This window comes from Lysinibacillus sp. RS11 (assembly GCF_042019215.1).
In the GTDB taxonomy this organism is placed as follows: domain Bacteria; phylum Bacillota; class Bacilli; order Bacillales_A; family Planococcaceae; genus Lysinibacillus; species Lysinibacillus xylanilyticus_A.
The window spans coordinates 1,537,641-1,551,176 of the sequence record NZ_CP168124.1 but is presented as its reverse complement, the minus strand read 5'-3'; the positions used below and the strand labels follow the sequence as shown (position 1 = coordinate 1,551,176).

General features: G+C 33.9%; 9 protein-coding genes. 3 read left to right on the top strand and 6 right to left on the bottom strand.

The features are described 5' to 3' along the window. Positions 1-51 precede the first annotated feature (51 nt). Positions 52-1,296, bottom strand: coding sequence for a Zn-dependent hydrolase (locus tag AB9L17_RS07635; protein WP_375200329.1), 1,245 nt, complete (start codon positions 1,294-1,296; stop codon positions 52-54). A 139-nt stretch (positions 1,297-1,435) separates the two neighbouring features. Here AB9L17_RS07635 and AB9L17_RS07630 point away from each other — a divergent pair, with 139 nt between their 5' ends. Together AB9L17_RS07630 and AB9L17_RS07625 are read left to right on the top strand one after the other, a co-directional pair. Next, the gene (locus tag AB9L17_RS07630) at positions 1,436-2,602 is read left to right on the top strand and encodes a PucR family transcriptional regulator (RefSeq protein WP_375200328.1); all 1,167 of its coding nucleotides are present in this window, start codon (positions 1,436-1,438) and stop codon (positions 2,600-2,602) included. A gap of 149 nt (positions 2,603-2,751) precedes the next feature. Beyond that, on the top strand, positions 2,752-4,125 hold the full coding sequence (locus AB9L17_RS07625; protein ID WP_375200769.1) for an aspartate aminotransferase family protein: 1,374 nt from the start codon (positions 2,752-2,754) through the stop codon (positions 4,123-4,125). 315 nt (positions 4,126-4,440) lie between these two features. Here the strand turns inward: AB9L17_RS07625 and AB9L17_RS07620 are convergent, their stop codons facing one another. Then, positions 4,441-4,797: a DUF378 domain-containing protein gene (locus AB9L17_RS07620; protein WP_375200327.1), complete on the bottom strand. Its 357-nt coding sequence runs from the start codon at positions 4,795-4,797 to the stop codon at positions 4,441-4,443. A 591-nt stretch (positions 4,798-5,388) separates the two neighbouring features. On the opposite strand from AB9L17_RS07620, the gene AB9L17_RS07615 reads away from it, so the two are divergent. After that, positions 5,389-7,191, top strand: coding sequence for a sensor domain-containing diguanylate cyclase (locus AB9L17_RS07615; RefSeq protein WP_375200326.1), 1,803 nt, complete (start codon positions 5,389-5,391; stop codon positions 7,189-7,191). A gap of 166 nt (positions 7,192-7,357) precedes the next feature. On the opposite strand, the gene dinG is transcribed toward AB9L17_RS07615, so the two are convergent. From dinG to AB9L17_RS07595, 4 genes are all read right to left on the bottom strand, one after another. Then, positions 7,358-10,129 (bottom strand): ATP-dependent DNA helicase DinG, encoded by a 2,772-nt coding sequence (gene dinG / locus AB9L17_RS07610; protein WP_375200325.1) that lies wholly within the window; start codon positions 10,127-10,129, stop codon positions 7,358-7,360. 315 nt (positions 10,130-10,444) lie between these two features. Further along, positions 10,445-10,975: a TlpA family protein disulfide reductase gene (locus AB9L17_RS07605; RefSeq protein WP_068982810.1), complete on the bottom strand. Its 531-nt coding sequence runs from the start codon at positions 10,973-10,975 to the stop codon at positions 10,445-10,447. Positions 10,976-11,024: 49 nt separating this feature from the next. Continuing rightward, the gene (locus tag AB9L17_RS07600; RefSeq protein WP_375200324.1) at positions 11,025-11,561 is read right to left on the bottom strand and encodes a MauE/DoxX family redox-associated membrane protein; all 537 of its coding nucleotides are present in this window, start codon (positions 11,559-11,561) and stop codon (positions 11,025-11,027) included. Between the two features lie 33 nt (positions 11,562-11,594). Further along, positions 11,595-13,364: an ABC transporter ATP-binding protein gene (locus tag AB9L17_RS07595; RefSeq protein ID WP_375200323.1), complete on the bottom strand. Its 1,770-nt coding sequence runs from the start codon at positions 13,362-13,364 to the stop codon at positions 11,595-11,597. Between the last annotated feature and the right edge of the window lie 172 nt (positions 13,365-13,536).

Sequence of the window (13,536 nt, the reverse complement as noted above, 5' to 3'; positions counted from 1 at the left end):
CCTTCGTAAAATAATGGAGAATGCTCAATCATAATAATGTTAGGAACTACCTTAATGTAGTGTGTAGGTCTCCCCCATACTGAACTTTGTTTGCAGCGTCAATACTGTTTCAAGTAATACATCTGCTCCTTTCGCACAATCTTCAAATGTTGTTTCCTCTTCCTCACAATGACTCTTACCATTAATACTAGGTACGAAAATCATCGCTGATGGAACAATACTTGTAATATATTGCGCATCATGCCCTGCCCCGCTAAACATTCGATGGGCAGTATAGCCGAAGCTCTGACAAGCCCTTTCCACTTCATTACAAATATGAGTATCAAAATAGACTGTATCTCTACCCCATAGCTTAACTGGCTTTATACTACAGCCCTTATCCTCTGTAGGAAGATTATTCAGTATATCTTCAACCTTTTGCATGATCTCTGGTTTTTGATGACGTGAATCTATCGTAAATGTCACGTTGTTCGGTATCACTGTATGAATATTTGGAGAAACATTCATTCGGCCAAAAGTAAACACTAACTGTTCATCAATTTTTCCGAGCTCTTCATGTAAATACGAAATGATTTTCGAAGTTACGATCATCGGATCTTGACGCATTGTCATCGGTGTCGTTCCAGCATGATTGGATTGCCCTGTCACCGTAATTTCATAGCAAACCATGCCTAATACACCTTCAACAACGCCTATTTCCAATTGCTTCGCCTCTAAAACAGGCCCTTGCTCGATATGCAATTCAATATAAGCAAGTGCTTCTTTTAAGCGATTTTCTTGATCTCCCTCATAGCCGCTTGCTTGCAGTGCTTCTTCGAAACTAGTGCCCTTTTTGTCGACAGATTGCAGCATCTTTTCTTTTTCAAATTTGGATGAGATGACGCCAGAGCTCATCATTGCTGGATCAAAACGAGCACCTTCTTCATTCGTAAAATTAACAATCATTAACGGTATATCTAGCTCAATCTCGTTTTCCTTTAACGTTCTAATGGCCTCTATGGCTGTTAAAATGCCCAACACACCATCAAATTTCCCACCCTTTTCAACGGAATCTAAATGCGAGCCCATGACAATTGGCGGGACATCCTTTTTCCCAGGTAGAATGGCATAAATATTGCCCATATCATCAACTTTAATATCCATCCCTAATTCTTCACAACACTCACAAAAATAGTTTCTTGCTAAAACATCTTCATTCGAAAGAGACAAACGGGTTACGCCACCATTTTCAGTAGCTCCAAATTGGCTAAATTGTTCAATTAACTCTTGCAATCGTCTACTATTACACTTATACATATGCAAGTCCTCTCTTTCACAGTAGTTAATACACATTCTATAAGAGATAAAAATTATGAGATATGGATAGCAAACTAAAAAAATATGTGCATCCGCACATAATATATGGTAAGTTATGTTCATAATAAGGGGGGAAAAAATGGGGACGATTCGCAAAATTGTAGAGGGAGTTCAATTCCCAATGCTAACATTAGTAGCTGGACAAAGCGGAACATATCGAAGAGTTACAGGGATTAACGTAATAGAGAGCATCGATTTAATTATGTTTTGTAGACCCAATGAATTAGTCGTGACTACAGGTATTAATTTATCTTCACAAGGAGACTTAGAGCAGCTTGTTAAACTAGCTTTCTCTAAAAAAGTAGCAGGTTTTATTATTAATACTGGTCCATATATTCCGGAAATACCAGAATCAGTCATCACATTTGCCAACAAACATGATTTCCCTATTTTTCAAATGCCATGGAGTTATCGAATAGCAGATCTATTAAAAACAACATTTCAATTTATTTCCAACCACCATCAAGAGCTTTCCATCGAAGAAAAGATTCTCTACAACTTACTTTTTCACTACAAACAAAACGCCCACTATATTAAAGATCAATTAACACTGTTAGGTTTTCCACAAGGTAGTGAGTTTGCCATCATTTCATGCACAACAAACGGTGCACAAGCTAGTATTGACCGTTATGAGGTCATGATTCAATTTGCATTTCAAAATAGATATAAACGCTTCTTAAAACTAAAGCATAAAAATCACCTCATCTTTTTAATCGACAGAGCACAAATCAGTACACCAAATACTCCCTTCTCAAAAATCGTTGAAGAAATATACGACAAAATAACGCAAAAAAATGGTTACTTGGATATTATCATTGGTAAAGGGAATTATCATAAAGAACTTGAAAATGTTCGCAAAAGTTATGATGAATCATTAACAGTAATCCAATTAGCAAAACTTCATAACAACCGTTTCCTATACAAATATAAAGAAATTGGTGCCTATAAAATAATAATGGCCGTGCAAAATCAAACATTAATCAAATCCTATAATCAAGACATCTTAGGTCAGCTTTACCGCTATGATGAATTGCATAACACAGACTATGTACAATTTTTACGCATTTTTATCGAGGAAAATGGTAGTACTAGCAGGATTAGCGAACGCCAATTTATTCATCGCAACACAGTCCTTTATAAACTTAAAAAAATAGAAACGCTATTAGATATGGACTTAAGTAACCCATTTACAAAAACGAATCTCTATATCGCATTTTTGATTGAAGATGTGTTGACGCATCAATAGACGTAATTATATCTATCTGAATTTTCGATTAATATATTCACCTTCTAAATCACTTTAGGCATTCATATAAAGTACAAATGGGGTCGACTTTGCATTTTGTTGCCTCATATAGATGAATGTTTGCAAAACTAATTGTTTAGGAGGATTGAATCTTAGTGGCAAATTTAACAGGTCAAAACTGGCAAGTCAAAGATGAGCAATATGTTTGGCACGCTATGAAGCCCTATAATCCGAATGCAACGATGATTGTTGAAAAGTCAAAAGGAGCTTGGATTACAGACATTGGTGGGAAACGATACCTCGATGCAATGTCTGGTTTATGGTGCGTAAATGTTGGCTATGGACGTGAGGAAATTGCAAAAGTGGCTTATGAGCAATTACTAGAAAATACGTATACACCTTTATCGGTAGGTCATATACCTGCCATCCAATTGAGTGAAAAAATTAGTGAGCTTCTAGGCGATGAGTATGTCGTATTTTTCTCAAATAGTGGCTCTGAAGCAAATGAAGTTGCATTTAAAATTGCACGACAATATCATCAGCAAAAGGGCAATGCTAGCCGCACAAAAATTATCTCTCGTTACCGTGCGTATCATGGTAGCTCTATGGGCGCATTAGCTGCGACGGGACAAGCTCAGCGCAAATATAAATATGAACCATTTGCTCCAGGATTTATTCATGTTTCGCCACCTGACGCTTATCGTGCGAATGAAGATCATATCAAAAGTAACGATCCTACTTCATTACCATCTGTGCAGGCCATCGACAATGTGATGACTTGGGAGATGGCAGATACTATTGCCGCTGTTATTATGGAGCCTATTATTACAGGCGGTGGTGTCATTATGCCACATGAAAACTATTTACGAGGAGTAAAAGCTGTCTGTGAAAAACAGGGTGCCTTGCTAATTGTCGATGAGGTAATTTGTGGTTTTGGACGTACTGGAAAGGCATTTGGCTTCCAAAACTACGGGATTCAACCAGATATTGTGACAATGGCAAAAGGCTTAACGAGCGCTTATATGCCTCTATCTGCCACAGCTGTACGACGTGAAGTTTATGAGGCGTTTGCAGGTAGCGAGGAGTATGACTTTTTCCGTCATGTCAACACGTTTGGTGGCTCTCCAGCAGCCTGTGCGGTTGCATTGAAAAACATTGAAATTATGGAACAGGAAAATCTATTTACACGCTCTGCGGAAGTGGGATCTCTTCTTCTATCTGAATTACAAGAGCAGTTAAAAGATCACCCCTATGTAGGTAACATTCGTGGCAAGGGCTTATTAATAGGTGTTGAGCTTGTAAGCGATAAAAATAGTAAGACACCACTTGATATAGCTGATGTCAACAAGGTGATTAGCTTATGTAAAGATCAGGGATTAATTATCGGCAAAAATGGAGTCACTGTTGCGGGCTTTAACAATATCCTAACACTGTCTCCTCCACTGATTATCTCTTCGGATGAAAAAGATTTTATTGTGGAGAAATTTACGACTGCGTTAAACACACTTCTACAACAGCCATAAAGTGAACTAATAATCAGTGGGGTTTTTTCTTCCCCACTGATTATTAGTCTTCACCAATCGGGCAGTTCTCTTAGGAGAAATCACTTTAATGGTAACAAATACGGAAGTTGTTTTAATTGCTGCAAGGAAATGAAATTTATTCTAAACGACAATCCGCTTCGTTATCTGGATTTCTGGATGTATAACACACACTGTTCCCCAATCCTTGATTTCTATGCGGATTTTAGCCTTATACTATACTCCTAGCCATAACAAAAAACTGACGATCCACCAAATGGTCATCAGTTTTCTTGAGGTATATCGGTAAAATGGAGGTTATTTGTACTTGTTTTTCGAATCCTTTTTTTCTACTTTTTTCACTTCAGTTGTTTTTACTTCAATAAAATCCGCTTCTTCCCCAGCCTCCATACCATAGCTAGGATTTCGGTCTATACGAGAATAAGGATCCAGGTCAGTTGTATCAAGATCTTCATCCTCATCAAATCGCATAACAAGAATCGGTAACGATATTAGTCCGGCTAACCCAATGAATGCATAAATCCATCGTGACAATACCGCAGTTTGTCCACCAAACAAATAGGCAACTAAATCAAATCTAAAGAATCCAATGAATCCCCAGTTGATTGCTCCAATGATGACTAATACTAAAGCGATTCTATAAACTACGCTCATGTTTACACCTCCTTCATTTGTAAATACGAAGCCAGTATACACGTCCATTTTTCACATGTATAAAGCGTTCGATTTGCAGAAAAACCTGTCATAACAAGTGATAAAATTACAAACACTTATTGTAATTAAATTGCCCATTTTGACGATCTTATTTTTTGCAATAACCGCTTATTTATACAAAGGGCTGACTAGGCTAAGTCTTTACTACAAACAAAGGAAATGTTAGTGAATCACAGATATTGAGCTGCTCTTTAATTAGATGATTGCCGTTCCGACTGGGCATATTTCCTATAAATAATCGCTTTTCCACTAATTATAGTTCATTAAATTCCTTGATTTTTGGCATGATGATGCCTGTATATTGTTGATGAGCCATCATCATTCTTACTCTTATGGTCTTTGTGAATTCTTTTGTTAACAATTATCGGTACTTTTTTAATATTTTATTTAGTATTCAGGGAAATATCCTAATTATAGAATAAAGTGTGATATATTTACATAATACTCTATTTTTAGAGTACCTTATAAAACCTTTCATCAGTACGCTTACTAAAAACTGAAGGAGAGGGATTAAGATAGGAGAAAGAATTAATGATGAAAAATAAAATTAAAAAAATCAACCTGTTATTTTATTTTTTTATCGTACTTATATTTACTTTTACACAATTCAACTTAACATGTCATGCGGCAGAACAATCAGAACCTATAATATTGGGTAAGTATTATGATATTTTTCGTGACCCGTCAAAAAAAATTACGATAGAAGATATATTAAGTGGTGCATATGACAATTCCTTTGTCGCTAGTAAAGATAATTATTTATCTTTTTGGCATACGAATGATACGATTTGGCTACGGTTAGATGCCGATGAAATATTAAAGGATAAACAGGAGTCTTACTGGTTAGAGGTAACAGACAAATTAAATAGCATTGACATGTTTTTAGTGAAAGAAGATGGCTCCTACCGTGTTCAAAAAAGAGGCATAGTAAATATTGATGAACAAAAAATTCATTTTCGTTCTAATTTATTTGAAATTGAAGATCCAACCATCAAAGAAATTTATATAAAATTAGATGGACAATTACCATTAAATACAATTTCTTATCTTTTCACAACGGATAGCTTTGCCAATAAGATTATTGACTATAAATATTTAACAGGGATTTTTTATGGATTCTTAACCGCATTATTAATCTACAATTTATTTCTATTTTTTTCGTTAAAAGAAAAAGCTTACTTTTACTACGTTTTGTATATGTTTAGTTTTATTCTCTATCAAGCTACTTTGAATTCTTTAGATATTGAACTAGTAGGACAACTTTTGCCTAAATGGTTGTTTATAAAATCCGCAGCCATAAGTGGCAATATCTTATTTTTATTTATGATTCTATTTAGTAAAGAGTTTCTAGAACTAAAAAAATACTTACCTCGATTCAACAAAATAGGAAATATACTATTAGGGATCACGATATTTTCTTTAATAACTTCATTTATTATCCCTGATGTTGCGATTGCAAATAATTTCACAAGTATTTTTGCTGTAGTTGTCTTTAGTTTTCTTTGGTTATCAGGAATATTTGTGTGGTTAAAAGGCCACAAAATGGCTAGATTTTATATAGTCGGTTGGACTGTTCTGCTTGGTTCCATCATTGTACAAGCATTAGCTTTTTTAAGTATTATTCCTTTCCATCCAATTATATTTGAGGCTGTTCCTGCAGTCGGTGCTATTTTCGAAGCTATATTTTTGTCATTAGCTTTAGGCGATAAAATTAATATAATAAAAAAAGAGCATCAGGCAATGCAACAATCGCTCACTGAAACGCTCGAACATAAAGTAAAAGAACGAACACAAGAACTAGAAAGTGCAAAACTTGACCTTGAAAAATTAGCAAATACAGATCGTCTTACTCAAATCCCTAATCGTGTAAGGTTAGACTATGTGTTAGCGGAAGCTATAGAACATGCACAACATCATGACGCTCCGTTCTCGATAATTCTACTAGATATTGATTATTTTAAAGAAGTAAATGATGAGTTCGGCCATCAAGTAGGCGACTTAGTTTTAATGAACGTAGCAGAGATCCTGCAAAATACGATTCGACCGCAAGATACAATTGGAAGATGGGGTGGTGAGGAATTTTTAGTTATTTGCCCTCAAACTACACTAGATGATGCTGTTAAGCTTTCTGAAAAGCTTCGTCAACAATTTGAAAATCATCAATTCCCTGTCGTGCACCGAAAAACTAGTAGCTTTGGTGTAACTAGCTATGTAGATGGTGATACACTAAATACTTTATTATTTAGATGTGATAAGGCTTTATATCAAGCAAAAGAACAAGGCAGAAATTGTGTTGAATTTTTAATAGATGATGTCCCTGTCTCTATTAAATAAAGATGCGTCAAAGACAGTCATTTTGTCTTGACGCTTTTTTGGTCGATTACATCAGATGAGTAACTATTCGCTCCGCTCCCTGCACTCTTTGACCAACCGTTACTTTTTAGCTAGATTCTATTCTACGAAAAACCCCTTTTAGCAGTTTTGCCAAAAGGGGTTTCATCTATTTCTGCCAATTATTAAGTTCCTTTAACAACTCAGGTAGCTGCAATTTCTTTACAGCAATCGGTGGTAATGCCTTGATAAACTCCTTACCGTACGACTTTGTTGAAATGCGGCGGTCTAAAACTATAAAGGCTCCTTTATCTTGTGATGAACGGATCAAACGACCAAAGCCTTGTTTAAAGCGCATGATGGCTTCCGGTAATGATAACTCATTGAAGGAATTACGACCTTGAGCAGTAAGATGTTTTGCTCGCGCCTTAAATACAGGCTCTTCTGGCGAAGAAAACGGTAAACGAACAACAATAACCGATGCCAGTGCGTCACCTGGAACGTCCACACCTTCCCAAAAGCTGTTTGTACCAAAGAGTACCGAATGGCTAAACTTTTGGAATGATTTCAGAATTCGCATACGGCTACCACCCGTAACGCCTTGTGCAAAAAGCATATAATCATCAAGGAGTTCACTATCTTGAATAAGCTCTACAGTTTTGCGAAGCATGTCCTGCGCCGTAAATAAAACGAAACAACGTCCCTCAGTCATCCGCACCGTACGGGTAATAGCTTGGGCCACCGCTTCAATATATTCATCCTGTGACACATGTTGAATATCAGGCATGTCCGTAACAATAAATGCTTTCGCTCCTGCATAATAGGCTGGTGGTGCTTGAAGCTTTATTACTTGTACACGATCAGAAATACCAAGCTGACGGGTCACAAAACGTTCATTGCCCGGCACAGTTAAAGTCCCTGAAGTCCAAACAATACTTGCCTGCTTACGAAGTGGTGCAAGTACTTTTTCGATAATAGGCGTGACATTGACAGGCTTTTTAAAGACATGCAAGCTTCCAGGAACGCTCCGTAAATCAAATTCTAGCCACACTGAATTATCATCCTGTGGCGATAGGAAAATTTCCTCCCACTCGGCGATTTTCACCTTCAATTCACGGATCCAATAATGCCACTCTGATAATATATAGAGCTCGTTTTTATCTAATTGCTCAATATTATTTTCAAAGGTATGACCTACCTCTGTCGCAAGATCAAGCCACTGCTGTGTGAGCTTACTCACTTGCAAAAGCGGTTCTTTTGCTAACGATACATCCTCTAAAAACAAAGTCCATTTGCTACTAGCTTGTTTCCCTTTTATTTGTTGCTGCATTTTTTGCACAGCTCGCTGAATTGTTTCATCGAATGTCCGTTGTAGGCGTATCAGTTGTGCATCTAGTCGTTGTAAACTTTGCATAGGAACACGTTGTTTTTTCTTAGCTGCCTGACTAAATTGTTGGAATAAAGCCGTTTCCTCCATCGTTCCGATTTGGCCGAAAATATACTTCCACTGCGTATAAGAGAATACAATTTCGTCTTGTTGCATGGCGGATTGTACAAATTGATGTGCTTCATCAATAATCCATCCATCGATTTGTGTAAAAATCGGAGTTTGGCGGACTAAATCACTGAGTACCATAGAATGATTGGTCACAATACAATCGGCAAATTCACTATTTTTTAACGCTTGCTCATAGAAATCAAAGCCCCTAGAAGGTTTTTCATCAGGCATTTTGCGGATTTTCTCTAAAAATAACTGTCCGCCACCAGAAACATTGAGCTCACTTAACACACCTGTTTCTGTTTTAGTAAGCCAAACGAGAATCTGTAAAATCGTAAAGGTATCGTCATAGGATTCATCTGCATATGCCATACATTGCTCAAAACGTGTAAGGTCAATATAGTGCTGCATGCCCTTTAGAACAGCAATATTTACTTTAGTGCCAAGGATTTTTTCAATCTTGGGTAGCTCTTCTTCAACAAGCTGCTCTTGCAAGTGTGACGTATATGTGCTAATCGCAATTTTTTTATCGACTGCTCGAGCATACAAAATCGCAGGAAGTAAATATCCTGCTGTTTTACCAATACCTGTTGAAGCCTCAATAACGCACTCCCTTTTGTCATTTAACGCCTGCCAAATAGTGTCCATCATCTCGAATTGGGCGGGTCGTTGCTCAAAATTCGGCATCGCCTTTGTCATTAATGATACTTTGTCAGCTGCCGTTTGTGGATACGCTACAATCTCTGCATTATTTGTATACTTTTTTCGTCCATCACAAACAGCCAAATTGCGATAATAGGAGACATTTTCATTAGTAGTGACATGCTGTCGTTTAATTTGAAGCGCCTCGAAGAACAGCTGGGATAAATTTGATTTTAATCTGAATGAACGTTTATGCATTTGTTCAAGCGTTAGCTGTGGGAGACTGAGTAGCTCCTTCCAGCAATGTATAAAGAGCTCAGCAGTTGCACGGGCATCATCGTCTGCTCGGTGTGCATTTGTTAGCTCTATATTTAAATCAGCCGCTAAATCACCTAGCTTAAAGCTGAGTGACATCGGGAATAATATTTTGGCAAGCTCAACCGTGTCCATCTTTTTACCCTGCCATTTCGGTAAACTAGCACGCTTGAATTCCGCTTGTAAAAAGGATAAGTCAAAATCCGCATTATGCGCGACAAATACACAGTCAGCCAGTAATTCATATATGTAGTCGGCATGTGCCTCAAACGGCAAGGCATCCTTTACATCCTCATCCGTAATATGCGTTAAATCCTGAATGAAAGTTGGAATGGATTTACCTGGATAAATAAACTTCGTAAAGGTGCGCTCAATTTTCCAATCTTTCATAATAACAATGGCTATTTGAATCATTCGGTCCCCATTTGCCGGTGAATGACCAGTCGTCTCCAAATCTACAATTGCATACTTTTGACTTTCCATCATACATCTCAACTCACAGTTCACATTAGATAGATGAATTTTAACATAAAATCATATGTTTGGTCATGTATGGGTTACCTACGTAGTGTTCTTTTATACTAAAACTTATTCTAATGCTTTAAATTTTCAATTCTACATTAGGCTAAGTTACAAACTATTGTAAAACTATAAAAGATGTTTTAGAATGATTTTGTTTCAATTTTTCACTTAAATAAGTGCATAGGAATATAGTATTTAAAAAGAAAAAACGAAACCGGTGAAAAGGAATTAAGCTGTTAATTCGTCACCTGTTTCGTTTTTTAAAAGAGATATTATAAATTAAGAAGCATCTTCTAATAATAATAACTTCTTAAGATGCTTAGGATTTGATATTTCTGTAGAAAAATTCACTAGACCGTTCTTATCTACAAAATAAAGGTAGGGTGTTTTTGTTACTTTATAATTTTTAAATAAATCTGGTGCAACTATCAAACTGATTTTTTCATTATTTAAGAACATTTCTTCTTTTAATTGGTCTTGCATAATAATAATGGTATATCTTGTAGAATCATTAAAGATTTCATTACTATTCTTCAAAACTTCTTGACATTGAGAACAAGTATTACTTAAAAATAATAAAGTCACTTCATTATCTCTTAAAATATCTTTTAAAACTATTCTAGACTTATTTTGATTTTCTGCTCTAAATAATGGCGCTAAGTCTCCCTGTGCAATGGTACCAAATTGAATACCTTTTATGGAATGAATTTCCGTTAAGAAATTCTTTATAAGTTTAATTAAACTATAAATTACATATGTTTCTACAAGTAAAACTACAGCAATTATTCCAATAATAAAATTAATAAACATTTTCATCTTCCTCTCTTTTTAATCTTGGTTTATATTTCGAATCTTGATTTTATTGTAATTTTTCAATAACGTTAATCATATTCTTTTTGAAATTTTTAAGATTTTTTATTGATAAGTTAATAAACCCTATTGAAGCTATGACAATAAAAATAATAATTAAATGAGCATTAGAAATATCTAATTTTTTATCATATAAACATAAGCTTATTAAAATAAAAATTACATTCCTAATGATGATCGAATATGATAGATTATCATTTTCTAAAATCCCACCACATCCACATGAAATATTTTTTCTCCCTTTCTTGATATTTATAAATATTACTACTGATACAGTGCTAAAAAAAATAGTGATTAAAAGTAAATTAATTAATGTAACACCCATTAATTTCAAAGATATAGCAATATAAAATTCTACGACTAATAAAAATACTAAAGCAATTTGAGCATAATTTTTCTTAATACCAAAATTAGATAAAGTTACAATACTTTGCTTAAAATTAATTGCTTTATCCAAAGCAGAAGTACTAAAAATGAATATTAAAAAAATTAAAAGAAAATTACTTATCCAATATATAGAATACAAAATTCTTCCCTCCTAATTATTCTTAAAAAATTTTTAGTGAACTAAAAATTCAATATTATGAATGTTATTTTGGGCATTATACATTTCGTTATAATATCCTTTTTTATTTATTAACTCTTGATGAGTACCTTCTTCTATAATTACACCATTTTTTAAAACGATAATTCTATCTGCTAAGGCGGCTATTTTTAATCGATGAGTAACAAATAAAATTGAACCTTCGTAAATATTTAAAAGGTTATTCATAATTTCTTTTTCTGCAATCGGATCAAGCGCAGAAGACGGTTCATCCAACACAATTAAATCACTATCACGATATAATGCTCTTGCTAATGCAATTTTTTGCCATTGACCTCCTGATAATTCATTTCCTCCCTCAAACTGTCGTCCCAATACCGAGTCATACTTATGAGGTAAATTCTCAACAAATTCTGTTAAGCCAACCTTATTGATAGCATTCTTGATGCGAGAATTATCGCAATTCTCATCATTTTCAAATGAAATATTTTCATTAACTGTGAGTTCATAATGAACAAAATCTTGAAATAAAACAGAAATTTTTTCTTGATATTCCTTAATGTCCAAATCATTAAATTTAATATTGTTTATTTTTATATTTTCACTTTTGTTAGAATATAGGCCTAAAATGGTTTTCATTAAGGTTGTTTTGCCACTACCGTTCTGACCGACAATAGCAACCTTCTCGCCATAATTTATTTCCAAATTTATATTTTTTAATATATTTTCACTCATATTTGGATATTTAAAAGAAAGATCTTTAATTTTAATATTTTTTATTCTTAACTCTTCTTTATTTGAAACTGAATACTCCTTTTCTGATTTTCCTGGAGTTTTTACAAATTCCAGAAAATCTTTAATAAAGTAAGACGAATTTTTATAATCTGAAAAATATCTAGTAGAAAGGCTTAAATTGCTTTGTAATAACTGAATTGCTTGTAAAGTTGCTAATACCCCCCCAGCTGTAGTACTTGTTTGTAAATTCAAAATTACAATAATTCCAGAAAAAGCATATGTTAGAACTAGAATAATCTCTGATAAAAATAGATATTTAGTTTTAATTTTAAGGAAATTAATTTCGGAATCTGTATATTCATGAAAATAGTTATTCCACCTTTTCACAAAAAAATCAAAGCTATTAAAAATAATGGTTTCCTTTAACATATCTCGTTGGCTAAGAGTAAATGAGATATACTGTTCCTTCCTATGTATAGGTATTAAACTTGACAAAAATAGGAAATTTTTTTTAGAGAATTTAAGCTGAATAACGAAATAAGGAATAACCCCAAAAATTACTATTATTACAACTAAATTATCAATAATTGTTAGTAAAGCCAGTGAAGATATTAGACTTATTAAAGCACTAACAAGATAAGTCAAAGCATTAAAAGCATTATTCAAATTTTCTTTATTTGAAATGACTCTTTGGTAAGAATCATAAAATTCCGGGTTTTCAAAATTTAGAAATTCTGTTTGAGAGGTTTTAAAAAAAATTTCATTTGTAAGGATTTTTGTTACTTTATTTGTAAGTATTTGTTCATTTATTGCAAGCAAATGATTCATAGAATAAGGAATAATTAATAGTAAAATTTGAAGCAAAAAAAGAATTATTAATTTTTTTAGTTCAGATTCCCCATTTATGTAATTTAGTATTTCATTAATTAACAATTGGAAAAAATATATCGAAATTACTGGAGAAAATCCATTTATTATTTTTAAAATTATATTAAAAATTGATAATTTTAAACAGTTTTTAATATAAAAATTTATTATATAAAATAACATTTTTAAGTTCTCCCTAATAATTATTTATTGAAACTATATTTAAATAAAACTATCCCCACGGAAAAATTAGCTGAAATGCTCTAAAAAAACCGTAGACAAAGGAAAACTGTCTACGGTTTGCTGAACCTTTAAAGTCCAACCTTTATTATAAATTCTAATTCTACAATATTAG

Bases quoted from the DNA above. Each gene is read 5' to 3' on its own strand.
- AB9L17_RS07635 (WP_375200329.1), bottom strand. From the start codon at position 1,296: ATGTATAAGTGTAATAGTAGACGATTGCAAGAGTTAATTGAACAATTT.
- AB9L17_RS07630 (WP_375200328.1), top strand. From the start codon at position 1,436: ATGGGGACGATTCGCAAAATTGTAGAGGGAGTTCAATTCCCAATGCTA.
- AB9L17_RS07620 (WP_375200327.1), bottom strand. From the start codon at position 4,797: ATGAGCGTAGTTTATAGAATCGCTTTAGTATTAGTCATCATTGGAGCA.
- AB9L17_RS07615 (WP_375200326.1), top strand. From the start codon at position 5,389: ATGATGAAAAATAAAATTAAAAAAATCAACCTGTTATTTTATTTTTTT.
- dinG (WP_375200325.1), bottom strand. From the start codon at position 10,129: ATGATGGAAAGTCAAAAGTATGCAATTGTAGATTTGGAGACGACTGGT.
- AB9L17_RS07605 (WP_068982810.1), bottom strand. From the start codon at position 10,975: ATGTTTATTAATTTTATTATTGGAATAATTGCTGTAGTTTTACTTGTA.
- AB9L17_RS07595 (WP_375200323.1), bottom strand. From the start codon at position 13,364: ATGTTATTTTATATAATAAATTTTTATATTAAAAACTGTTTAAAATTA.